Source organism: Pseudomonas sp. Seg1, from assembly GCF_018326005.1.
Taxonomy (GTDB): domain Bacteria; phylum Pseudomonadota; class Gammaproteobacteria; order Pseudomonadales; family Pseudomonadaceae; genus Aquipseudomonas.
On sequence record NZ_AP021903.1, the window covers coordinates 4,172,949 to 4,195,995 of the forward strand.

At 60.2% G+C, this 23,047-nt stretch carries 17 protein-coding genes; 7 read left to right on the forward strand and 10 right to left on the reverse strand.

Features of this window, described 5'->3' with window-relative positions; translation table 11 throughout:
• Nucleotides 1-13: 13 nt before the first annotated feature.
• Nucleotides 14-1,714: a glutamine--tRNA ligase/YqeY domain fusion protein gene (locus tag KI231_RS18705; RefSeq protein WP_212809499.1), complete on the reverse strand. Its 1,701-nt coding sequence runs from the start codon at nucleotides 1,712-1,714 to the stop codon at nucleotides 14-16.
• A gap of 251 nt (nucleotides 1,715-1,965) precedes the next feature.
• Between KI231_RS18705 and KI231_RS18710 the strand changes: the two genes are divergently transcribed.
• Nucleotides 1,966-2,472, forward strand: coding sequence for a peptidylprolyl isomerase (locus KI231_RS18710; RefSeq protein WP_103305286.1), 507 nt, complete (start codon nucleotides 1,966-1,968; stop codon nucleotides 2,470-2,472).
• Nucleotides 2,469-3,221, forward strand: a complete 753-nt coding sequence (gene lpxH / locus KI231_RS18715; RefSeq protein ID WP_212809501.1) for a UDP-2,3-diacylglucosamine diphosphatase — start codon at nucleotides 2,469-2,471, stop codon at nucleotides 3,219-3,221. The genes KI231_RS18710 and lpxH overlap by 4 nt, the downstream gene beginning before the upstream one ends.
• Nucleotides 3,222-3,345: 124 nt before the next feature.
• Here the strand turns inward: lpxH and KI231_RS18720 are convergent, their stop codons facing one another.
• From KI231_RS18720 to KI231_RS18755, 8 genes are all read right to left on the reverse strand, one after another.
• Nucleotides 3,346-4,875 carry a DHA2 family efflux MFS transporter permease subunit gene (locus KI231_RS18720; RefSeq protein ID WP_103305284.1) on the reverse strand — a complete coding sequence of 510 codons (1,530 nt, stop codon included), beginning with the start codon at nucleotides 4,873-4,875 and terminating at the stop codon, nucleotides 3,346-3,348.
• Between the two features lie 203 nt (nucleotides 4,876-5,078).
• Complete coding sequence (locus tag KI231_RS18725) at nucleotides 5,079-6,281, reverse strand: HlyD family secretion protein (protein WP_212809504.1); 1,203 nt, start codon at nucleotides 6,279-6,281, stop codon at nucleotides 5,079-5,081.
• Nucleotides 6,282-6,296: 15 nt separating this feature from the next.
• The gene (locus tag KI231_RS18730; protein ID WP_212809506.1) at nucleotides 6,297-7,766 is read right to left on the reverse strand and encodes an efflux transporter outer membrane subunit; all 1,470 of its coding nucleotides are present in this window, start codon (nucleotides 7,764-7,766) and stop codon (nucleotides 6,297-6,299) included.
• The gene (locus KI231_RS18735; RefSeq protein ID WP_103305281.1) at nucleotides 7,756-8,238 is read right to left on the reverse strand and encodes a MarR family winged helix-turn-helix transcriptional regulator; all 483 of its coding nucleotides are present in this window, start codon (nucleotides 8,236-8,238) and stop codon (nucleotides 7,756-7,758) included. Before KI231_RS18735 ends, KI231_RS18730 begins: the two co-directional genes overlap by 11 nt.
• A 254-nt stretch (nucleotides 8,239-8,492) precedes the next feature.
• Nucleotides 8,493-9,815 carry an HdeD family acid-resistance protein gene (locus tag KI231_RS18740; RefSeq protein ID WP_212809508.1) on the reverse strand — a complete coding sequence of 441 codons (1,323 nt, stop codon included), beginning with the start codon at nucleotides 9,813-9,815 and terminating at the stop codon, nucleotides 8,493-8,495.
• 118 nt (nucleotides 9,816-9,933) lie between these two features.
• Nucleotides 9,934-13,608, reverse strand: coding sequence for a translocation/assembly module TamB domain-containing protein (locus tag KI231_RS18745; protein WP_212809510.1), 3,675 nt, complete (start codon nucleotides 13,606-13,608; stop codon nucleotides 9,934-9,936).
• The gene (locus KI231_RS18750) at nucleotides 13,605-15,332 is read right to left on the reverse strand and encodes an autotransporter assembly complex protein TamA (protein WP_212809512.1); all 1,728 of its coding nucleotides are present in this window, start codon (nucleotides 15,330-15,332) and stop codon (nucleotides 13,605-13,607) included. Before KI231_RS18750 ends, KI231_RS18745 begins: the two co-directional genes overlap by 4 nt.
• Before the next feature lie 65 nt (nucleotides 15,333-15,397).
• Nucleotides 15,398-16,048, reverse strand: a complete 651-nt coding sequence (locus KI231_RS18755) for a GNAT family N-acetyltransferase (protein ID WP_103305277.1) — start codon at nucleotides 16,046-16,048, stop codon at nucleotides 15,398-15,400.
• 322 nt (nucleotides 16,049-16,370) lie between these two features.
• Between KI231_RS18755 and xthA the strand changes: the two genes are divergently transcribed.
• Entirely contained in the window at nucleotides 16,371-17,183 is an 813-nt protein-coding gene (xthA, locus tag KI231_RS18760; RefSeq protein ID WP_103305276.1) for an exodeoxyribonuclease III, read from the forward strand.
• A gap of 267 nt (nucleotides 17,184-17,450) precedes the next feature.
• Nucleotides 17,451-18,785 (forward strand): substrate-binding domain-containing protein, encoded by a 1,335-nt coding sequence (locus KI231_RS18765; RefSeq protein ID WP_212809514.1) that lies wholly within the window; start codon nucleotides 17,451-17,453, stop codon nucleotides 18,783-18,785.
• Nucleotides 18,786-18,915: 130 nt separating this feature from the next.
• Here KI231_RS18765 and KI231_RS18770 read toward each other — a convergent pair whose 3' ends face one another.
• Nucleotides 18,916-20,145 (reverse strand): acyl-CoA dehydrogenase, encoded by a 1,230-nt coding sequence (locus KI231_RS18770; RefSeq protein WP_212809516.1) that lies wholly within the window; start codon nucleotides 20,143-20,145, stop codon nucleotides 18,916-18,918.
• A 182-nt stretch (nucleotides 20,146-20,327) separates the two neighbouring features.
• Between KI231_RS18770 and KI231_RS18775 the strand changes: the two genes are divergently transcribed.
• The 3 genes from KI231_RS18775 (at nucleotide 20,328) to KI231_RS18785 (ending at nucleotide 22,893) form a co-directional block, all read left to right on the forward strand.
• A complete protein-coding gene (locus KI231_RS18775; protein ID WP_095189900.1) occupies nucleotides 20,328-21,257 on the forward strand; it encodes a LysR family transcriptional regulator in 930 nt (309 codons plus the stop codon).
• 196 nt (nucleotides 21,258-21,453) lie between these two features.
• Nucleotides 21,454-21,855 carry a MerR family transcriptional regulator gene (locus KI231_RS18780; RefSeq protein WP_212809518.1) on the forward strand — a complete coding sequence of 134 codons (402 nt, stop codon included), beginning with the start codon at nucleotides 21,454-21,456 and terminating at the stop codon, nucleotides 21,853-21,855.
• A 138-nt stretch (nucleotides 21,856-21,993) separates the two neighbouring features.
• Nucleotides 21,994-22,893 carry a hydroxymethylglutaryl-CoA lyase gene (locus KI231_RS18785; RefSeq protein ID WP_212809520.1) on the forward strand — a complete coding sequence of 300 codons (900 nt, stop codon included), beginning with the start codon at nucleotides 21,994-21,996 and terminating at the stop codon, nucleotides 22,891-22,893.
• The last annotated feature ends 154 nt before the right edge of the window (nucleotides 22,894-23,047 follow it).

A 23,047-nucleotide genomic window follows, 5' to 3' on the forward strand; every position in this document is an offset into this window, starting at 1 on the left:
CCTTGACGCTGAATCACTGGCCCCACGAATCACGCAGGGTCACGGTACGGTTGAATACCGGCTGACCTGGTTTCGAGTCCTTGATGTCCGCAACGAAGTAGCCTTCGCGCTCGAACTGGAAACGGTCTTCCGGCTGTGCATTGCCCAGCGAGGGTTCTGCACGACAACCGGTCAGCACTTGCAGTGAGTCAGGGTTGATGTTGTCGAGGAAACTGGCGCTGTCTTCGGCCTTCTCCGGGTTCGGAGAACGGAACAGGCGATCGTACAGGCGCACTTCGCACTCGACGCTGGCGGCGGCCGGCACCCAGTGGATCACGCCTTTGACCTTGCGGCCTTCAGGGTTCTTGCCGAGGGTGTCCGGGTCGTACGAGCAACGCAGTTCGACGATGTTGCCGTCGGCGTCCTTGATCGCTTCGTCGGCACGGATCACGTAGCTGCCGCGCAGACGCACTTCGCCATTCGGCTCCAGACGCTTGTAGCCCTTTGGCGGCTCTTCCATGAAGTCATCGCGGTCGATGTAGATTTCACGGGCGAACGGCAGCTTGCGCACGCCGAGTTCTTCTTTCTGCGGATGACGTGGCAGTTCGAGGTTGTCGACCTTATCTTCCGGGTAGTTGGTGATCACGACTTTCAACGGACGCAACACGCACATGGCGCGCGGGGCGTTCGCGTCCAGGTCCTGACGGATGCTGAACTCGAGCATGCCGAAGTCGACCACGCCGTCGGAACGGTTGGTGCCGATCATGTCGCAGAAGTTGCGGATCGACGCCGGCGTGTAGCCACGGCGGCGGAAGCCCGACAGCGTCGACATGCGCGGGTCGTCCCAGCCATTGACGTGTTTCTCGTCCACAAGCTGCTTGAGCTTGCGCTTGCTGGTGATGGTGTAGTTGAGGTTCAGACGGCTGAACTCGTACTGACGCGGGTGCGCCGGCACTGGCAGTGCGTCGAGGAACCACTCGTACAGCGGACGATGGCTTTCGAACTCCAGGGTGCAGATCGAATGGGTGATGCCTTCGATGGCGTCCGACTGACCGTGGGTGAAGTCGTAGTTCGGGTAGATGCACCACTTGTCACCGGTCTGGTGGTGATGGGCGTGGCGGATGCGGTACATGATCGGGTCGCGCAGGTTCATGTTCGGCGAGGCCATGTCGATCTTCGCGCGCAGCACGCGGGCGCCGTCCGGGAACTCACCAGCGCGCATGCGGGCGAACCAGTCGAGGTTCTCTTCCACCGAACGGTCGCGGAACGGGCTGTTCTTTCCCGGCTCGGTCAGGCTGCCACGGTATTCCTTGGCCTGCTCAGGGGTCAGGTCGTCGACGTAGGCCTTGCCAACCTTGATCAACTCCACCGCCCAGTCGTGCAACTGGACGAAATACTGCGAGGCGTAGCGCACTTCGCCGGACCATTCGAAGCCCAGCCATTTGACGTCGCTTTCGATCGCGTCGATGTATTCCTGGTCTTCCTTGGCCGGGTTGGTGTCGTCGAAACGCAGGTGCGTGACGCCGCCGAACTCCTGGGCCAGGCCGAAGTTCACGCAGATCGACTTGGCGTGGCCGATGTGCAGGTAGCCGTTGGGCTCGGGCGGGAAACGGGTGACGATCTGGGTGTGCTTGCCCGAGTCCAGGTCTGCCTGGATGATCGGCCGCAGGAAATTGACCGGCACGGCAGGGCCGGACTTGGCATTCGAGGTAGGGTCGACAGTGGGCTTGCTCATAGGATCCTTGACTTACATGTGCGCGGCCGCAAAGGGGGGCCAGACAAAACAAAGCCGCTATCATAGCCGATGCTGTCAAGGGGCTGACAGAGCACGGCCTATAAAGGAGCGCATTTAATCGCCGGGATTTGAAAAACAGCCTCGAAATTCGCGCCTGTCACGCTAAACTGCGCACCTTGGCCGATGCAGGCTGAACCGGTTGCGGGGCCTGGCGCTCCAAAACCACGAATTCCTTATAAAGAGTAATGACCATGACTCAAGTCAAACTGACCACCAACTTCGGTGACATCGTCATCGAACTGAACGCCGAGAAAGCCCCGATCACCGTGGCCAACTTCATCGAGTACGTCAAAAAGGGTCACTACGAGAACGTCGTGTTCCACCGTGTGATCAAGGGTTTCATGATCCAGGGCGGCGGTTTCGAGCCTGGCATGAAGGAAAAGAAAGACAAGAGCCCAAGCATTCAGAACGAAGCTGACAACGGTCTGAAGAACGAGAAGTACACCCTGGCCATGGCTCGCACCATGGAGCCGCATTCGGCATCGGCGCAGTTCTTCATCAACGCCACCGACAACAGCTTCCTCAACCACACCGCCAAAACCGCTCAGGGTTGGGGTTATGCCGTATTCGGCAAAGTGGTTGCAGGCACTGACGTTGTCGACAAGATCGAAGGCGTTTCCACCACGTCCAAAGCAGGCCACCAGGACGTACCAGCAGACGACGTGATCATCGAGAAAGCCGAGATCATCGAAGCGTGATACTGCTGATTTCAGACTTGCATCTGGAAGAGGAGCGCCCGGACATTACCCGGGCGTTTCTGGATTTGCTCGCCGGACGCGCCCGCTCGGCGAGTGCGTTGTACATTCTGGGCGACTTTTTCGAGGCGTGGATTGGCGACGATGCCATGACGCCCTTCCAGCGTTCCATCTGCCAGGCCCTGCGCCAATTGAGCGACAGCGGCACGGCGATCTTTCTGATGCACGGCAATCGCGACTTCATGCTCGGCAAGGCCTTTTGTAAACAGGCCGGCTGCACACTGTTGAAGGACCCGAGTGTCGTGCAGTTTTACGGCGAGCCAGTGCTGTTGATGCACGGCGACAGCCTGTGCACTCGCGACGTTGGCTATATGAAGCTGCGGCGCTATCTGCGCAACCCGATCACCCTGTTTATCCTGCGGCACCTGCCGCTGAGCACCCGGCACAAACTGGCGCGCAAACTGCGTAGCGAAAGCCTTGCGCAGACGCGGATGAAGGCCAATGACATTGTTGATGTCACGCCTGAGGAAATCCCGCGGATCATGCAGGAGTTCGGCGTGAAAACCTTGATCCACGGGCACACCCATCGTCCGGCGATCCATAAGCTGCAGCTCGGTGAGCAAGCGGCGAAACGGATTGTGCTGGGGGATTGGGATCGTCAGGGCTGGGCGTTGCAGGTCGATGAGAGCGGGTATGCCTTGGCGCCGTTCGACTTCGCCCCGCCGCCAGCCCTGCCCGCCCCCGCAATCTAAAGCCAAACACAAACCACTGTAGGAGTGAGCCTGCTCGCGATAACGGTGTATCAGTCAACGAAGATGTTGAATGTGATACCGATATCGCGAGCAGGCTCACTCCTACAGTTTGACCGCGTTTTACTCAGTGACCGCTGGCGGCCGGGCCTGCCTTGGCAGCAAACGGCGGTTTCGCCAACCACACAATCAGAATCAACCCCATAAACCCCCAACCCAGCAACGTGAAGTAATCCACGGTGGAGAGCATGTACGCCTGGCTGGTCAAAATCTGATCCATCTGCGCGTAAGCCGATTGGCTCGCGCCGCCTAAATGGTTCAAGGTCTCGCGTGTCGCCGGCTCATAGGTGCTGATGCTTTCACTCATGTACGCATGATGCTGATCAGCCCGACGAATCCAGATCCACGTGGTCAGCGATGCCGCAAAGCTACCGCCCAGCGTTCGCAGAAAAGTCGCAAGCCCGGCACCATCAGCGATCTGGCTTGGCGGCAAGTCCGACATCAGGATGCTCAGGGTCGGCATGAAGAACAGCGCCACGCCAATGCCCATGAACAGCTGCACCAAAGCGATGTGCTGGAAGTCCACTTCATTGGTGAACCCGGCGCGCATGAAACAGCTCAAGCCAATCGCCAGAAACGCCAGACCGGCCAGCAAGCGCAGGTCGAACTTGTTCGCGTACTTGCCGACAAACGGCGACAGCAGCACCGGCAAAATACCGATTGGCGCCACCGCCAGCCCCGCCCAGGTCGCGGTGTAGCCCATCTGGGTCTGCAACCACTGCGGCAGGATCAGGTTGATGCCGAAGAACCCGGCGTAACCCAACACCAACACCAGCGTGCCGATGCGGAAGTTACGGTGGGCGAACAGGCGCAGATTCACCACCGGGTGCTGATCGGTCATTTCCCAGATGATGAACACCGCCAGCGCGATCACCGAAATCGCCGCGCCGATGATGATGAAGTTCGACTCGAACCAGTCCAGGTCATTGCCCTTGTCGAGGATCACCTGCAAAGCGCCGACGCCGATGATCAGGGAGATCAGGCCAACGTAATCCATCGGCTGACGGCTGGTTTCCACCGGCCGTTTGGCCAGTTGCGAACGCACCACCATCACCGCGAAGATGCCGATCGGCACGTTGATGAAGAAGATCCACGGCCAGCTGTAGCTGTCGGTAATCCAGCCACCGAGAATCGGCCCGGCAATCGGCGCGACCACCGTGACCATCGCCAGTAACGCCAAGGCCATGCCGCGCCTCGCGGGAGGATACACGGCGATCAACAGGGTTTGCGTCATCGGGTACAGCGGCCCGGCCACCAGACCTTGCAGGACACGGAAGCCGATCAGCTCCGGCATCGAAGTCGAGATACCGCAGAGAAACGAGGCCAGCACAAACAGCATGGTGGCCCAGAGAAACAGCTTCACCTCACCGAAACGGCGGCTGAGCCAACCGGTCAGCGGCAGCGCAATCGCGTTACTTACGGCAAATGACGTAATGACCCAGGTGCCCTGCTCCGAACTCACCCCAAGGTTGCCGGATATCGTCGGCAGCGCCACGTTGGCGATGGTGGTGTCGAGCACTTGCATGAAGGTCGCCAGCGACAGGCCGATGGTGCTGAGCAACAGGCTGGGCGGCGTGAAAGAGGCGTTATTGCTCATTGTGAATCCTATGAAGCAGGGTTGGCGCCGCGTCTGTTAAAGACACAGCAGCACTTGTAGGAGTGAATCCTGTGGTGAGGGGATTTATCCCCGATGGGTCGCGAAGCGGCCCCTCTTTTGATGGAAAAAGCCGGGCCTGCTGCGCAGTCCATCGGGGATAAATCCCCTCACCACAAGGCTCACTCCTACAAGGTCAGTGCAGATCAGCGTTGCGCGGTTTTGCTCACCGCAGCGCTGTTGTCGTGGATCAGTTGCGCAATCATCGCGTCGGCTTCGGCCAGTTGGCGGTCGTAGACGTTGGTGCTGAACGAAGCTTTTTGCGGTGGCTGCTGAGCCAATACCGGGCCGCTCTGGTCATGCAGGTTCACTTCAACGTTGGTCGACAGGCCGACGCGCAGCGGATGCTTGGCCAACTCTTCGGCGTTGATGTGAATGCGCACTGGCACACGCTGAACGATCTTGATCCAGTTACCGGTGGCGTTCTGCGCCGGCAGCAAGGCAAACGCGCTACCGGTACCGGCGCCGAGGCTGTCGACGGTGCCGCTGTATTTCACGTCGCTGCCATAGATGTCGGACTCGATGTCGACCGGCTGACCGATGCGCATGTCACGCAGTTGGGTTTCCTTGAAGTTGGCGTCGATCCACAACTGATCCAGCGGAATCACCGCCATCAGCGCGGTGCCCGGCTGTACGCGCTGACCGAGCTGCACGGTACGTTTGGCCACGTAACCGGTGACCGGCGCGATCAAGGTGCTGCGCGCATTGGTCAGATAGGCCTGACGCAAATCGGCGGCGGCCGACATCACGTCCGGGTGCGACGACACCACGGTGTCATCAACCAATGCGCTGGTGGTTTTCAGTTGCTGCCTGGCGTTGGCCAGAGCGTTTTGCGCGGAGGTCAGGTCGTCGCGGGCGTGGGACAGTTCTTCCTGGGAAATCGCCCCGCCCTGCGCCAGGTTTTTCCGGCGGTTGTAGTTGTCCTGGGCTTTCTGCACTTCGGCCTGTTGCGCGTTGACCTGGGCTTTCATGCCGTCGACGTTGCTATACAGACCGCGCACCTGACGCACGGTGCGCGCCAGTTTCGCCTGCGCGCTTTGCAGGCCGACTTCGGCGTCATTCGGGTCGAAGTTGATCAGCACCTGACCTTCGTGAACCAGATCACCATCGTCAGCACCAATGCTGACCACGGTGCCGGTCACCAACGGAGTGATTTCCACGACGTTGCCGTTGACGTAGGCGTCGTCGGTGCTTTCGTTAAAGCGCCCGATGAACTCGTGATAGGCCCAGACGCCAGCGCAGGAGAGAAGGACGACAACGGCCAGCACCACCAGCATGACTTTGCGTTTGCGCGGATTGCCGGTGTCGGGGGTGTTGTCTTGAGCTTGGGTGTTTTCGGCAGTGGCCATGACAAATACCTTGAATTAGTTGTGCGGCGTGGCTGGGCTGGCGTTGGCTGCGGTCAGGGTTTCACCCTGGAAGCCGCCGCCCAGCGCTTGCATCAGTTGAATCGACAGGTCGATCTGCTCGGCATTGAGGTTGGCCAATTGACGCTGGGCCTGCAGCAATTGCTGCTCGATGCTGAGCACGTCCAGGTAGTTGCCGATGCCGGAACCGTAACGCTGGACGACGGTGTTGTAAGAGTCCTGAGCAATCTCGGTGGCGTGTTGCTGCGCGCCGATCTGCCGGCCGATGTCACGCAACTGATTGATCGTGTCGCTGACATCGCCCAGTGCTTTCACCAGACTTTTGTTGTACTGCGCCACCGCCAGATCGTAATCGGCGTCGCGCGCATCGAGGTTGGCACGCAGGCGCCCGCCGTCGAAGATCGGCACCGAAATGGTCGGGGCAATGTTGAAGAAGCGACTGGCCGAACCGAACATTGCGTCACCCAACAAAGATTCGGCACCGGCCGAGGCCGTGAGGTTCAAGTTGGGATAGAACTGAGTCTTGGCCGAATCGATGTCTTTGCTCGCCGCTTCGACGCGCCAGCGGGCAGCAACCAGATCCGGGCGACGACCGAGCAGTTCTGCCGGCAAGACCGACGGCACCGCGACAGCGCTGGCTTGCAGGACTTTCGGCCGGGCAATTTCATTGCCGCGATCCGGGCCTTTGCCGAGCAACACGGCCAAGGCGATCTTCGCGCTGTTCAGGCGCTTTTCCGCATCGATCAGGCTGGCTTCGGAGCTGGCCTCCAGACTTTGGGTTTGCTGGAACTGGTACTGACTGTCGATCCCCGAACTCAGGCGACGCTGGCTCAGGTCGAGCATTTGTCTGGTGCGCTTGAGGTCGTCGTTGGCCAGGTCATAAACGATGTGCGCCTGACCGAGATCGCTGTAGGCACGGGCGACGTCGGCAGCCAGCGTCAACTGCGCGGCCTGACGGTCGACTTCGGCGGCGCGGGCCTGACCGAGTGCAGCTTCCCACGCATCGCGCTGGCCACCCCACAGGTCAAAGTTGTAATTGAAACCGGCGCTGACGTTACGCACGGTGGCGTAGGCATCGCCCTGCCCGCGCGGATCCTGATCCTTGGCCAGACGCGAACGGCTGATGCCGGCGCTGGCGTCGAGGGTCGGATAACGTGCGGCGTCGGCGGCATAGGCGGCGGCGCTGGCCTGATGGGCGCGGGCTTCGGCGATCTGCATGTCCGGGCTGTCGTGCAGGGCTTCGCGGATCAAACCGTCGAGTTGCGGATCGCCGAGGCTGGTCCACCAGTCGCTTTTCGGCCAAGCGGCCGGCGACAGGGTCACGCCGTTCAGGGACTGGCCGACTTTCAGGCTTTTCGCATCGAGGTTCTGGCCGTGGGTATCGAGGCCGCTGTAGTTGGCGCAACCGGCGAGGATCATCGCCGACAGCACCAGCGTCAGGCTGCTGCGCAAGGTTTTACCGCTCATTGTGTTCACCTAACCGCTGGATAGTGATCGGGTCACCGGCTGCCAGCAGGATTTTCTTGAGAATGTATTCCAGGGTTTTCAACTCGTCCGGGGTCACGGCGCCGGCCAGTTCATTCATGGCGTCGGCACCAATGTGCGGCAGGCGATCGGCCAGTTGCTGGCCCTGTTCGGTGAGCTTGAGCTGCACCTGACGGCGATCGCCTTCGCTGCGTTGGCGAGCCAGAAAGCCTTTCTGCTCCAGACGATCGAGCATGCGTGTCATCGAACCGCTGTCCAGCGACAGGTGCCGGCACAGTTCGGCCGGGGTATCGACGCCGAATTGGGCCATGATGATCAACACCTTGAACTGCGCGGCGGTGATGCCGTGGGGTTCCATGTGAGTGTCGATGATCTTGTCTTTGAGCAGCGCAGCACGGCCAAGCAACAGGCCGAGGTGGCAGTGTTTGAATTCGTCCGGGGTGAAATGCTTCATTTGCTCACCTAATAACTGCCTAGGCAGTGAATGTATGTCGAGATGTTACTGCCTAGGCAGCGAATGTCAATGGAATAGTTAGGAGGCTTGGTAATTAGTTGACCAGTGGACTGGGGTTTTCTGTTGCACAGGCGCACGCCATCGCTGGCAAGCCAGCTCCCACAGGGATCTGCGGTGAACACAAACTCGGTGAACACCAGAGAAACCTGTGGGAGCTGGCTTGCCAGCGATTGGGGCGACTCGTGTAATGCCGGTCAGGACTGGTCGGAAGGGTTCGCAGGCGGCTGCACCGGATGCACCTCACGCCCACGCAAGGCAGTAGCCACATACCCGCAGGCACGTTTGGCGCCCGCGTAAAGGCCATGCCAGCCCGGTGGCGCCGGCTCGATGGCCGCATGCAATGCCCGCGCATAATCAAGCACCAGCCCCGGCGTCCAGGCCATCGCCTCGGCGCGTTTGCGCACTTGCGCCGCCACCCAGAACTCGGGGCTGGTAATGATCCGGGCGAAATCAAGCATGCTCGACTGGCCTCGATTCATCGCCCCCTCAAGGGCCGCTTCGAGGCTATGGGCGACGGCACTGGAACAATTGCGGCTGGTGAGGTTGTACGTGGTGTTCTGCCGATAATCCGCCCAGAACGCCGCCAGCCGCCGGGCATCGTAATGGGCAAAACTGACCTGCACCGAAGACGGACACCAGTCCGCCACCTCGCCGGCATAGTCAGGCAGAAACCTGCCGGCCACATCGTTGTTCGGCGTCGCCCGCAACAACCGGACGAAATCCCCCGCCGATCGATCAATGTCGTCCAGCGGGTAATGGCTGATGTAGATGTCCGGGCCACATGCCAGTGCCGCGTGGCCGGCAGAGATCACGCCGTTGATGTCGACCGCCGCGATATAGCGGTTGAGCAGGCGGTTGCGTACCAAGGTGTCGTCAACTGTGCCACTCGGTGTCCAGACGTGGATCACCAGCGAGGTGCTGGGTGCCGGCGCGCTGACCGAGAAAGGGCTTAACGGCGACTGCCAGTTTTTGAAGCGCAAAGACTGCCGCAGCAAGGCGCCGCCCGAGAGAAAGAGGCTCATGCCAATGCAGAACGGCACAGTGCCCTTATAAAGCGTCGGGTACGGTTCGAGGATGAACAGGCCAAAGCCGATTTCGAACAACCCCGTGAGCAATGACACTTGCCAACCGACAAAGCGCACCACTACCGCCGCCGCCAGCCGAAAGCCGCCATCGAGCAGAAACGCCACACCACACAGCACTGCCAGAATCAGGCTGGCAGCATGTTGCCTGTCGACGATCAGCAGTCCAAGTATCAGGAAAGCCAGACCTCGCACTTTGCGCAGAGCAGTAGCAGTGGCGGTGCCGGTTTGCGGTGCCGGCACCAGCAGAATGATCAGGGCTTCGAGCAACAACAGATAGCCGAACACATGCAGCGGAAAATACAGCACGCCGTCCAGCGCATCGATGAAGATGGCCACGCCGGCCGCCCCCCAGACGATGCCCGTCAGCGCCAGCGCCGACCAACGCTTGCGGACAAAATCGTTACCGAGCAAAACCATACTCAAGCGAACCATAGGCTTCCCTGTTGTCTTCGGGCAGCCGCAAACCGCGCAGCTTTCGAGCTGCGCTGAGTCTAATACATTCGGGCAATGCCGGATCGCTGCGGTGCGATCCGGCGATGGGGAGCGCGACCTAGAAATCGCGCTTGTAGAAGATATCCAGCGAGCTGGCGACGCCACTGGCCGCCTCGACATAAACCTTCTTGCTCAGCTTGTAACGCAGCGCGATGGTGTTGGCCGGTTCAAACACGCCGACGCCATAACGCAAACTGAGTTTTTCGGAAATGTTGCCGCTGGCGACCACGCTGGTGGTGTTGCCGCTGCCCTGGGTGTCGAGCTGGAAGTCCTGAATCCCCAGATCCTTGGCCAGGCTGCTGGTCACCCCGGAACTGCCCATCAAACCCAGACCCAACGCCGCTTGCGCGAGCATGTTGTTGTCTTCGCCGTTGGTGCTCAGAGGGCGGCCCAAGACCAGATAGGACAACGCCTGCTCCTGACTCATGGCCGGCTCGGAGAAGATCTGCGTGGTCGGTTGCTCGGCGCTGCCGCTAAGGCGAATACCGGCGATGACGTCGTCGGTCTGGCGGATCGCTTCGATGTCCAGATACGGTTGATCGATGGGCCCGGCAAACAGCAGGCGCGCACGCCGCACCGTCAGGCGTTGGCCGTAGGCGCGGTATTTGCCGTCGTTGAGCCACAGCTCGCCACGGGTGTCCATGTTGTCGCCGATGTGCACATGCCCTTGCAGGTTGGCGGTCAGGCCGAACCCGGCGAAGCTGAGTCGGTCCTCGCCGACCACCACATCGATGTCCATTTTCATGGCCATCGGCGGCTTGCCCTCTTCGGTCTGCGCACCGACGATGATCGTGTCGTCGGAGACTTTCACCGTGGATGGCGGCAATTCACGCACGGTGATTTCACCTTTGGGCACCAGCACTTTGCCGGCGATTTTCAGCTCGTCGCCGGCCATGGAGATTTTCAGATCGGGTGCCACTTCCAGCTTGGCGTACGGTTCGACGGTGACCGGCAGTTGCGTGCCTTTCAACGCCAGATCGACCATCAGCGCCTGGCCCCAGGCGACGTTACCGTTGAGGCTGCCCTGCCCGGTCTTGCCGCTTTTCCAGCCGCCGTCCAGACGCACCGACTCACCGGCAATCACCGCTTTGAGTTGCAGGCCCTGCAGCTCCGTCGGCAACTCGGCGCCGGACACTTCGCCGTCGCTGAGCTGCACGGTGCCGTTGACCAGCGGCGCCAGCAATCCGCCGGAAATGGTGCCGCTGCCGTTCAGGCGTCCGGTGAGCTTTTCGACCATCGGCACAAACGGCCGCGCCACCGACAGGTCGAGCCCGGTGAGACGGAACGAGCCGCTTAGCGGTTTGTTTTTCGGCAGCGGATTGAGCTGCGCCTGCACCATCAGTTCACCGAGTTTGCCGCCGACGAAATTCAGTTCGGTATCGACACGCTTGGGCGTCAGTTTGCTGGTGAGTTTCAGGGTCTGGTAAGGGAAATCCAGCCACTGATCCTTTTCTTTCATCCGCAAGGTGCCGCCGCTGGCGTCGATGTTGATCACACCGTTCGGGCCACTGGCCGGCAGATCCAGTTGCAGGTCGGCGTTAAGCTTGCCCTGCCAGGCGAAATCCTTGGGCAGCCATTGCGCCAGGCTTTCGATCGGGAATTGCTTGAGGTGGTAACGCAGTTTCGGATCGGGCATCAGCCGTTGATCCTCACCACACAGGCTGGCGCTGCCGGACATCCAGCAATGGGCGCCGAAGTTGATTTTGCCGTCAGCCAGACGTTCGAGTTTCGCCGGGTTTTGCAGCTTCCAGTCCTGACCGCCGGCCTGAATATCGCCGCTGGCCAAGCGCCCGCGCCAGTTGCCCTTGTCCAGATTGCCGTCCAGACCGAGGGCCAGTTTCAGCTTCGGGCCGAGCAGATCGAGACTGAGTTTCTGGTTCTTGATGTCGCCCTGAGCGCTGGCGGTCAGCGTGCCCAGATTGGTATCGCCGGCCTGAATCCCGCTGCCCTTCAGATCGATCTTGGCTCGTTGCGCACTGTCGAGCGTGGCGTCGAGGTTGAGGCTTTGCAGGCGATTGTCCTGAAACGCCAGTTGCGAACCTTGCAGACCGAGTTTGCCTTGCGGCGCCTTCAGCGTACCGGCGACGTTGACCTGACCGTTGATCTGCCCGCGCAGTTCTGGCCACAGCTGGGCCAGCCGCGACAGCTTGATGTCGATCTGCCCGGTGAGTTTCTGTTGCAGGCTGCCTTTGCCATTGATGCTGTTGTCGCCGAGGCGGATTTGCAGGGCATTGAGGTTCCACTGTTCGCCAGCACCATCAGCCTTGGCTTGCAGAATCGCCGGTTGGCCGCGCAGTTTGCCCTTCAGGTCGAGATCGGCGGTCAGGCTCAGGCGTTCGTTTTTCATTTCGCCCTGGCTTTTAAGCGGGCCAGCTAAAGTGCCCGGCAACTCGGCGACCCAGTACGCCGGGTTGAGCGCCGACAAGTCCAACGCGGTGTCCCAGGCGATACCGTCGGCGAACTGCACGTTGATGTGACCTTCAGCCTTGCCCTGCCCGGCTTGCATTTGCAGTTGCGGCAAAGCGATCTGTTTGAGATTGCCACTGAACGGACTGCTCAGTGTAAACGCCCCCGCCGGGCCATCGAGGGCGGCGGCGAAGTTGCCGATGTACTGACCATCGGTGTAGGAGACTTCGCCAGTGAAGGTACGCAAGGCGACTTCCGGCTCGTCGACTTCGTTATAGAGCCGATGCCACGGGAAGTCCTGCCAATTGATGTTGGCTTGCGCCGTGAGGCCTTTGCTCCAGTCGACGCTGCCGGTGAGTTTGAGGCTTTGCTTGTCGTTGGCTGTCAAATCGAGGCCGGCGATCTGCGCGCCGCTGGCGTCGACCTTGCCGGTGAGCAGCAGCGCTACCGGGCCTTTATCCGCCGGCAGCGTGGCGTTGCCGTTGAGCTGGTAACCGTTGTTCAGATCGCCTTCGCCGGTCAGCAGCAATTGATTGAGTTGCAGGGTGTCGGGTAGATCGGCACTCGGTTTGAAGGCCTCGCTGGTGATGCGCACCTTGGCCGGCAGGTTTTCCGCCAGCGGTTGCAGCTCGCCAGTCAGTTGACCGTCGAGGTAGCCATGGCTGTCGGCGTGCAAGTTGAGGGTTTTCAATAGATCGCCGTCGATTTTCAACGCCAGCGTCCAGGGACCGGTGCCGGGAGACGGCAGGGTCAGATCCCCGGCGATGTTCAGCGGCCAGTTATCGGTCGGCGTGAGTGTTCCGGACAGGTTCAGGCTGAGCTCGTCGCGCTGCAATTTCACGCTGTCGATCTGCATGCCTTGGGCCGTCCAGTGCGCCGCCAGTTGCAGGCCCTTGAGCTGCTCGCTGCCGTTGAACAGCAAGCTGCCGACCTGCACGTCGCCGAGTTCGATCGCTACGGGCAGTTGCAGATCCGGCAGTTTGATCGGACCGCTTTCAGTGCTTTCTTCACTCGGCGGGAATTGCAGGATGACCTGATCAGCCTTGAGCTGTTCGATGCACAGTGTCATGCGGGTCAGGCACAGCGGTGACCAGGCGAAAATCGCCTTGTTCAACTCGACACGACTGCTGTCCTGCTGCCACAACAGATGATCGGCGCTCCACTGCCCAGCGAGCCGGCCCTGGAAATTCTCCACGCTCAAGCCCGGCACCAGACCCAACACCCAGCGGCTGCCCGCCTGGGTGCCGAGCACGGTGGCGATGCTCAAGACAACAAAAAGCACCAGCGCCAACAGCGCCAGCGCCGCAATTTTCAAACCACGCTTCACAGCTCAGGCCCCATGGAAAAGTGCAGCCGGATGCCGCCATCGTCGTCCAGCGCATGGGCCAGGTCGAGGCGGATCGGCCCTACCGGCGAGACCCAGCGCACACCAATACCGACCCCGGTCTTGAGGTTCGGCAGTTCGAGTTTGTTGAAAGAGTTGCCCTGGTCGACAAAGGTCGCGACCCGCCATTTCTCGGCAACCGAGTATTGATACTCGACGCTGCCGGCGACCATGTAGCGGCCACCGATGCGGTCGCCGTCGGAGTTTTTCGGCGACAGGCTCTGGTAGTCGTAACCGCGCACGCTCTGATCGCCACCGGCGAAGAAGCGCAGCGACGGCGGCACCGAGTTGTAACCGTTGGTGGCGCTGCCGCCGACCTGCACACGGCCGAGGAAACGGTGTTTGTCGAACACCGTGGTCAGGCCTTTGACCAGCGCGGTGCCATACAGCAGGTTGTTGTCGGAACCGACGCCCTCCTTCGCCACTTTGCTTTCAAAAGTCAGGCGATAGCCGTTGTGCGGGTCGATGCGGTTGTCGCTTTTCAGGTAGGAATAGCTGATGCCGGGCATCAGCAAAGTACTCAGGCCGGAGTCGTCGCCGAGTTCATATTCTTCGCGCTGCCATTTCAGCGAGATCACGCGCTGCCAGCCGCTGGGCAACTTGCTGTGCCATTCCGGGCCGAAGGTCAGCAGTTTGCTCAACGTGTCGGAGCCGTCGATATCTTCAAATTGATAGCCGCCGGCCCAACGCAATTTGTCAGTCAGTGGCGGGTCGAGCGGAATGTCATAGAACAGCCCGACGTTTTGCCGTGGCGCAGAGATTTCCGCTTCCCAGCCATAACTGTCGCCTTGCGGGTTGACCCAGTGGCGTGTCCAGTTGGCTTTGACCCGCGGCCCGACGTCGGTGGAATACCCGAGGCCCAGGCCCATGGTGCGCGGCTTGCGCGTATCGAGTTTGACGTCCACCGGGATCACGTCGTTTTTCGCCGCGGTCGGTGCGGCATCGACGCGTATGCCTTCAAAATAGCCGCTCGATTGCAGGTCGCGATTGAGTTCGGCGATCAGCTCGGAGTCGTAGGGCTCGCCTTCCTTGAACGGCACCATGCGTTGCAGCAGGTCTTCGTCGAACGGCGTGTCACCCTCGAATTTGACTTTGCCCAGCGCATAGCGCGGGCCGCTTTCGTAGATCAATTCGACATCGGCGACGCCAGCGCGTGGGTCGACCAAAAGTTTTTGACTGGTGAAGTGGCCGCTGAAATAACCGAAGCGCGAAGCCTGATTCTGGATCAGGCGTTTGGCGTCCTCGTAGCGACCATGGTTGAGCACCGCGCCGGATTTGAGCACGTCGCTGTTCGGCACACGAAAGGATTTGAGGGAGGCAGCCGGGCCGTCGACGCGAATGGTGACGTTGCGCAGGCGAATCGGTTCGCCGGGATCGATTTTCAGAACAAGACGCGGTTTGTCCCCGCCCTTGACGTCGCTTTCGATCTGCGGCTGATAGTAGCCCAACGCCTGGGCCGCCTTGCGCGCCTGCTCTTCGGCACCGCGACTGAAGCGCAGCAAGGCTTCTTCGTCGCGATCGCCGAGGCTGCCGATATAGCCTTCTATATTGGCCTTGAGTTCATCGTTGGACGGTTTGATCCGCACATCCAATTCACTTTGCGCCAGTGCCGCACAGCTGGTTAACAGCATGAGCACGCCACTGGTAAATCTTCCTGGAAACTTCATAGGCGCGGATGCTATCACGAGCTTGGGAGCGTGATAGAGCCTGGGGTGCCGGTAAAGTTCGACCTCTAAGCCGTTGCAGTTTGTAACACTTGTGGATTGGCGTGAAAAAATACGTGTTCTCGCACTGGGCCGACGGCAACTTCGCCAATCTCCTCGTAACCCTGACGTTTATAAAATTCCAGGTAACGCGGGTTACCGGTGTCGAGCACCACGCCTTGTGAGGTTTCATCCACCGCGCACCAGTTGTGCACGGCGGTCAGCAGTTGCTCGCCGAAGTGTTTGCCCTGGAACTGCGGGTGTACACCAAGCAGCGGCAGCATGTGCACCGAATCGCTGGGCACGCACGCGGCCACGGCATCGTGATATTCCAGATAGCGCCGGGTGCAGCGAAAACCGGTGCTGAGCACCATGCGCAAGCGCCACGCCCAACTTTCGGTGATGCCCAGCCGACGTTGCGGCGGTGCGATCAGGGCGATGCCGATCAAGCGGTCGTTGACCAGCAGACCGATGGCCGGCAAATCCTGGAGGAAGTGTTGTTTGACCAACTCGCGCACCGTCGCCCGCACGCGCTGCTCGTAGCCGGGGCGCTCGGCCTCGAACAGGTAACCGAAGGTCGGCTCGTGGCGATAAGCCTGATACAGCAAGGATCGGGCTTCGCGGGAGTAACCGCGATCAAGCATATGTATGTCGGCGATGGCGGTCTGGGTTTCAGGCATGACGATGATTCTCCCCGGGGCACGGCTCAATTGGCTGCGCTCTTGTTGGTACGAACCCTTTGGCGTTGGCACAGTTCCCCACAGGTATAGACCAACCATGGATCTTCATCGACTGGACTGGCCCCATCGCTGGCAAGCCAGCTCCCACATGGTCCGCGTCGTACACAACATTCCTGTACACCCGAGAAACTTGTGGGAGCTGGCTTGCCAGCGATGAGGCCAAAACAGGCACCGCCCATCCCACAGACCAAAATGATTTCTCCCACACTGGCCCCCATCCCCCATGTCAGCTAGCATCGCCCTTTTGCCAGGACTGCCGACCATGAAGATCGTTTCCTTCAACATCAACGGACTGCGCGCCCGTCCGCATCAGCTGGCAGCGCTGATCGAAAAACACCAGCCAGACGTGATCGGCCTGCAAGAAACCAAAGTCCACGACGATCAGTTCCCGCTGGAAGAAGTCCGCGCCCTCGGCTACCACGTGTATTTCCACGGTCAGAAAGGTCATTACGGCGTTGCCCTGCTCTCGCGCCAGGAACCGATCGCGATCCACAAAGGTTTCGCCACTGACGAAGAAGACGCCCAGCGCCGCTTCATCTGGGGCACTTTTGCCGACGCCAATGGTGTGCCGGTGACAATCATGAACGGCTATTTCCCACAGGGCGAAAGCCGCGACCACCCGACCAAATTCCCCGCCAAACAGCGCTTCTACAGCGACCTGCAAGCGCTGCTGGAAAGCCAGTTCCACAACGAACAGCCACTGGTGGTGATGGGCGATGTGAACATTTCTCCGGAAGACTGCGACATCGGCATCGGCCCGGACAACATGAAGCGCTGGCTGAAAACCGGCAAATGCAGCTTCCTGCCGGAGGAGCGCGAGTGGATGGCCCGCCTGAAGAATTGGGGCCTGACCGACAGCTATCGTCACCTGAACCCGGACGTGACTGACATGTTCAGTTGGTTCGACTACCGCAGCCGTGGCTTTGAAGATGAGCCCAAGCGTGGACTGCGCATCGATGTGATTCTGGCGTCGCACGGTTTGTTGCCACGGGTGAAAGCGGCGGGCGTGGACTATGAACTGCGCGGCATGGAAAAGCCTTCGGACCATGCGCCGATCTGGCTTGAACTGGCCTGACCTTGAAGCCACCACAGAATCACATTTGACAATGAGGTTCTGTGGTCGGCTGACCTGTGGCGAGGGGATTTATCCCCGATGGGGTGCGAAACGCCCCCAAAATTTTTCCTGTTAAACCGCATTCACGAGTTTTGGGTCGGCTTCGCCAACCATCGGGGATAAATCCCCTCGCCACAAAGGCTCCTCTACATTGAATGGCTGTCACGTTTTGGTCATACGCCTGACTTAATCTCCCCGGCAATCCCCTTGGCTTGATTCGGTGCCGGCATGACCCTGCGTGTTCTGTGCGTTTTTCTATTCAGTGCATGGCTGTCGGTCTCTGCCGCGGCCCTGCCGATACCCGAAAACGGCCCGGCGCTGCGCATTCAGGGCTCCAACACGATTGGCGCGGAACTCGGCCCGGCGCTGGTCGAAGGCTTGCTGCAAGAGCAAGGCTTGCTGAAGGTCCATCGCGAAACCCCGGACACCGCCAACGAACTACGCGTCGTTGGGCAGACTGCCGACGGCAAACGCGTGGTCGTCGACGTCACCGCCCACGGTTCCAGCACCGGTTTCACCGCGTTGAAAAACGCCAGCGCCGATGTGGCCGCCTCTTCCCGCGAGATCAAAGACAGCGAGTTGCTCGGCCTGCAAGCGCTCGGCGATCTGAAAAGTCCCAGCGCCGAGCAAGTCATCGCCATCGATGGACTGGCGATCATCCTTCACCCCGATAACCCATTGCAGCAACTGGATACCGAGCAACTGGCGCGGATCTTCAGCGGCGAGGTGAAGACCTGGGAAGACCTCGGTGCCCGTGGCGGGCCGATTCATTTATATGCCCGGGATGATCAGTCCGGCACGTACGACACGTTTAAGGAACTGGTCCTGAGTCGTCGTGGGAAAAGTCTGAGTACTTCAGCGAAAAGGTTCGAATCCAGTGAGCAATTGTCCGACGCCGTCGGCACCGATCCGCAAGGCATCGGTTTCATCGGTTTGCCCTACGTGCGTCAAGCCAAAGCCGTGGCGATTGCCGATGGCGCGTCGCAATCGATGCTGCCGCTCAACAGCCTGATCGCCACCGAAGACTATCCACTGTCGCGACGGCTGTTCTTCTATCTGCCACCGGACAGCAAGAACCCATGGGCCAAAGCGTTGGTGGCATTTGCGCAGAGCCCTCAGGGTCAGGCGATTGTCGCGGCCAACGGTTTTATCAGCCAGACCGTGCAGGCCATGACGGTCGCACCGAATGCGCTGATGCCGGAGGGTTATCAATCCCTCAGCCGGCATGCCCAGCGTCTGACAGTGAATTTCCGTTTTGAAGAAGGCAGCGCGACCCTGGATAACAAGGCGCGCCAAGATCTGGCACGGGTACTCGACTATATAAAGCGCCATGACAAGACCGAACGCGCAGTGACATTGGTCGGATTTGGCGATATCAAGGACGACCCGGCGCGGGCAGATTTGCTGTCGAAGCTGCGGGCGATGGCGGTGCGGCGCGAGTTGGTGAAGAACGGGGTGGTGTTGCGTGAGGTTCGCGGCTTTGGGGCGCTGATGCCGGTGGCGGCGAACAATGCGGATGAAGGGCGGATCAAGAATCGGCGGGTTGAGGTTTGGGTGTATTGACTTGCGCCTGATCGTTCCCACGCAGAGCGTGGTAACGCCACCATGGACGCTCCGCGTCCGCTGTGACGCGGAGCGTCACGGGATGCATTCCCACGCAGAGCGTGGGAACGATCAGGGGTGAAGTTCTGGCTCAGCGCTCGCTACGCAACATTTCCTTCGGCACATACTTGCCGATCTCGAACTTGCCGATCGCCGCACGGTGCACTTCGTCCGGGCCATCAGCCAGGCGCAGGGTGCGTTGCATGGCGTACATGTAGGCCAGTGGGAAATCGTTGGAAACCCCTGCCCCGCCATGGATCTGGATCGCCCGATCGATCACGCGCAGCGCAACATTTGGCGCAACGACTTTGATCTGCGCAATCTCGCTCTTCGCCACCTTGTTACCCACGGTGTCCATCATGTATGCCGCTTTCAGCGTCAGCAGGCGCGCCATATCGATTTCCATCCGCGAGTCGGCGATCTTGTCGACGTTACCGCCCAAACGCGCCAGCGGTTTGCCGAACGCGGTTCGGCTCACCGAGCGTTTGCACATCAGTTCCAGTGCTCGCTCGGCCATGCCGATCGAACGCATGCAGTGGTGAATCCGCCCTGGGCCAAGGCGACCCTGCGCGATCTCGAAGCCGCGTCCTTCACCCAACAGGACGTTTTCGTAAGGCACCCGCACATTGTCGAACAGCACTTCGGCGTGACCGTGCGGCGCGTCGTCGTAGCCGAACACCGGCAGCGGACGGACGATTTTCACCCCGGGGGTATCAACCGGCACGAGGATCATCGAGTGCTGGGCGTGACGGGGCGCATCAGGATTGCTCAGGCCCATGAAGATGAGGATTTTGCAGCGCGGGTCGCAGGCGCCGGAAGTCCACCACTTCTTGCCGTTGATCACCCACTCGTCACCATCGCGCACGGCACGGGCGGCCATGTTGGTGGCGTCGGATGAGGCCACGTCCGGCTCGGTCATGGCGAAAGCCGAACGGATCTCACCGCGCAACAACGGTTCGAGCCAGTGCTGTTTCTGTTCTTCATTAGCGTAGCGCACCAGCACTTCCATGTTGCCGGTGTCCGGTGCCGAGCAGTTGAACGGCTCAGGGCCGAGCAGCGAGCGACCCATGATTTCCGCCAGTGGCGCGTATTCGAGGTTGGTCAGGCCGGCACCGAGTTCCGACTCAGGCAGAAACAAATTCCACAAACCCTCGGCCTTGGCCTTGGCTTTGAGCTCTTCCATGATCGCTGTCGGCTGCCAGCGATCGCCTTCGGCAACCTGGCGTTCGAACACCGCTTCAGCCGGATAAACGTAAGTGTCCATGAACGCGGTTACGCGCTCACGCAGTTCTTGCACCTTGGGCGAATAAGCGAAATCCATGAGCAGCTCCCGATGGTTGGCAGTTCTTCAGCAGAGGTTGTTTAAGGCATGCAATCGATGCTAGAACAGCGCTGATAATTTACCTAGCCTATTCTCGGCGTGTATAAACATTCATCACCGATATATGATCCAGTGATCGTCAGCCCCTAAACATCGCCCTGAATAACAAGAGAAGCCGCGTTATGAATCTGAGCAAGGTCGACCTCAACCTTTTCATCGTCTTTGACGCGATCTATACCGAAGCCAACCTGACCCGCGCCGGGCAGATCGTCGGGATCACTCAGCCAGCGGTGTCCAACGCACTGGCGCGGCTGCGCGAAACGTTCAACGACCCGCTGTTCGTGCGCACCGCCCAGGGCATGGTGCCGACACCGATGGCGCAGAACATCATTGGCCCGGTGCGCAACGCGCTATCACTGTTGCGCGTATCGGTTCAGGAAAGCCGGATTTTCAATCCGGCGCAGGCGGTCAAGACCTACCGCATCAGCATGACCGACCTCACCGAAGCGGTGATTTTGCCGCCGCTGTTCCAGCGTCTGCGCCGCCTGGCGCCAACTGTAATCATCGAAAGCTTTCTGTCGAAACGCCGCGAGACCACCAAGGAACTGGCGGCCGGGCGTCTGGATTTTGCCGTGGATGCGCCGCTCAACACTGACCCGCAGGTGCGCCACGTCAAGCTGATGGAAGATCGCTACGTGTGTGCGATGCGCAAGGGCCATCCGATGGCGGGCAAGGAAAAACTGTCGCTTGATGATTATCTGTCGCTGACTCACATCCACATTTCCAGCCGCCGCAGTGGTCTGGGTTATGTCGATCTGGCGCTGGGCAAAATGGGCATTCAGCGCAAGATCGCCCTGCGCTCGCAGCACTACCTGATGGCGTCGCAGGTGATGCAGCAAACCGATATGGTCATGACCGTGCCGGAGCGCTTTGCCCGACGACATGAACTGCATGCATTCAATCTGCCGGTCAACGATGTACCGCCGGTGGAGACGCATTTGTACTGGCATGAAAGCACCGACCAGGACCCGGCGAATCGCTGGATGCGCGAGCAGATGATCGAGTTGTGCCAGCAGGTGACGGCGCATGAGAAGAAGCTGGATAAGGTGTAAGACTTTAAACCGAGGCGCGCCCATCGCGAGCAGGCTCACTCCTACAGTTGACCGTGTTTCATCTGAAGAAATGCAACCAATTGTAGGAGTGAGCCTGCTCGCGATGAGGCCAGCATGAACACCACAGATCATCCTTCTTGACGTAAACGTCAACCTGCCATTAGCTTAGCGCCAAGACCTTTTTTCGAGCGCTTTCATGAGCAGCCAGACTTACAGCATTTCCGACCTCGCCCGCGAGCTCGACATCACCACCCGGGCGATCCGTTTTTATGAAGAACAAGGCCTGCTCAGCCCCGAGCGTCGTGGCCAGGAACGCATCTATTCGCCACGCGACAAGGTCAGCCTGAAGCTGATCCTGCGCGGCAAGCGCATCGGTTTTTCACTGGCCGAATGCCGCGAACTGATCGAGCTCTACGACCCGTCGAGCGGTAACACCAAACAACTCAACAGCATGCTGGCGAAAATCAGCGAACGTCGCGAACAGCTGGAGCAGCAGTTGCTCGACATCGAGCAGATGAAACTGGAACTCGACACCGCCGAAGAGCGCTGTGTGCAGGCGCTGGAGCAGACGCTTAAAAGCCAGCAAGCGGCGCAGTAATCAAACCCCTGTGGGAGCGGGCTTGCCCGCGATGAGGCCGGCACCTCCAGCAAATATGCTGACTGACCCGACGCCATCGCGGGCAAGCCCGCTCCCACAGGGGACCTCATGTATTTCAGAAAATGAGCAGGTCAGCCTATGTCCCTCCCCTCCCAAGTACGCCTGATCGAAGTCGGCCCACGCGATGGCCTGCAGAACGAAGCTCAACCGATCAGCGTTGCCGACAAGGTGCAATTGGTCGACGCCTTGAGCGCCGCCGGTCTTGGCTATATAGAAGTCGGCAGTTTCGTTTCACCGAAATGGGTGCCGCAAATGGCCGGTTCCGCCGAAGTGTTCGCGCAGATCCAGCGCAAACCCGGCGTCACCTACGGTGCACTGGCGCCGAACCTGCGTGGCTTTGAAGATGCGATTTCTGCCGGTGTGAAGGAAGTCGCGGTGTTCGCCGCCGCGTCCGAAGCCTTCTCGCAGCGCAACATCAACTGCTCGATCAGCGAAAGCCTGGCGCGCTTTGCGCCGATCATGGAAGCGGCGCAACAGCATGGCGTTACCGTGCGCGGTTACGTGTCTTGCGTGCTCGGCTGCCCTTATGAAGGCACGGTCGCGCCGGAGCAGGTGGCAATGGTCGCGCGCGAGTTGTACGCGATGGGCTGCTACGAGGTTTCGCTGGGCGACACCATCGGCACCGGCACCGCTGGCGCCACCCGCCGGCTGTTTGAAGTGGTGTCGGCGCAAGTACCACGCGACAAGCTCGCCGGGCATTTCCACGACACCTATGGCCAGGCGATGGCCAATATCTACGCCAGCCTGCTCGAAGGCATTTCCGTGTTCGACAGCTCTATCGCGGGGCTTGGCGGCTGCCCGTACGCAAAAGGTGCGAGCGGTAACGTCGCCACCGAAGACGTTGTGTACCTGCTCAATGGCCTGGGAATCGACACCGGTATCGACCTGGACGCCTTGATTACCGCGGGTCAGCAGATCAGCGCGGTGCTCGGTCGGCCGAGCGGTTCGCGCGTGGCCAAGGCTCGCAGCGCACAGTGAGGGACCACGGTGTTACCGCGGAGTCGAAAACGTGGGCATAAGCGAGTAACACGGAAACAAATTGTCTGGCTTTACCGAAGCGAAAAATCCCAACAAATCATATCTTCTTGATTTATAAGGTTTTTTAAAAGTTGGCACGCGTTCTGCTATCTCT

Coding starts and splice junctions, on each gene's coding strand:
- KI231_RS18705 (WP_212809499.1), bottom strand. CDS start 1,714: ATGAGCAAGCCCACTGTCGACCCTACCTCGAATGCCAAGTCCGGCCCT.
- KI231_RS18710 (WP_103305286.1), top strand. CDS start 1,966: ATGACTCAAGTCAAACTGACCACCAACTTCGGTGACATCGTCATCGAA.
- KI231_RS18720 (WP_103305284.1), bottom strand. CDS start 4,875: ATGAGCAATAACGCCTCTTTCACGCCGCCCAGCCTGTTGCTCAGCACC.
- KI231_RS18725 (WP_212809504.1), bottom strand. CDS start 6,281: ATGGCCACTGCCGAAAACACCCAAGCTCAAGACAACACCCCCGACACC.
- KI231_RS18730 (WP_212809506.1), bottom strand. CDS start 7,766: ATGAGCGGTAAAACCTTGCGCAGCAGCCTGACGCTGGTGCTGTCGGCG.
- KI231_RS18735 (WP_103305281.1), bottom strand. CDS start 8,238: ATGAAGCATTTCACCCCGGACGAATTCAAACACTGCCACCTCGGCCTG.
- KI231_RS18740 (WP_212809508.1), bottom strand. CDS start 9,815: ATGGTTCGCTTGAGTATGGTTTTGCTCGGTAACGATTTTGTCCGCAAG.
- KI231_RS18750 (WP_212809512.1), bottom strand. CDS start 15,332: ATGAAGTTTCCAGGAAGATTTACCAGTGGCGTGCTCATGCTGTTAACC.
- KI231_RS18755 (WP_103305277.1), bottom strand. CDS start 16,048: ATGCCTGAAACCCAGACCGCCATCGCCGACATACATATGCTTGATCGC.
- xthA (WP_103305276.1), top strand. CDS start 16,371: ATGAAGATCGTTTCCTTCAACATCAACGGACTGCGCGCCCGTCCGCAT.
- KI231_RS18765 (WP_212809514.1), top strand. CDS start 17,451: ATGACCCTGCGTGTTCTGTGCGTTTTTCTATTCAGTGCATGGCTGTCG.
- KI231_RS18770 (WP_212809516.1), bottom strand. CDS start 20,145: ATGGATTTCGCTTATTCGCCCAAGGTGCAAGAACTGCGTGAGCGCGTA.
- KI231_RS18775 (WP_095189900.1), top strand. CDS start 20,328: ATGAATCTGAGCAAGGTCGACCTCAACCTTTTCATCGTCTTTGACGCG.
- KI231_RS18780 (WP_212809518.1), top strand. CDS start 21,454: ATGAGCAGCCAGACTTACAGCATTTCCGACCTCGCCCGCGAGCTCGAC.
- KI231_RS18785 (WP_212809520.1), top strand. CDS start 21,994: ATGTCCCTCCCCTCCCAAGTACGCCTGATCGAAGTCGGCCCACGCGAT.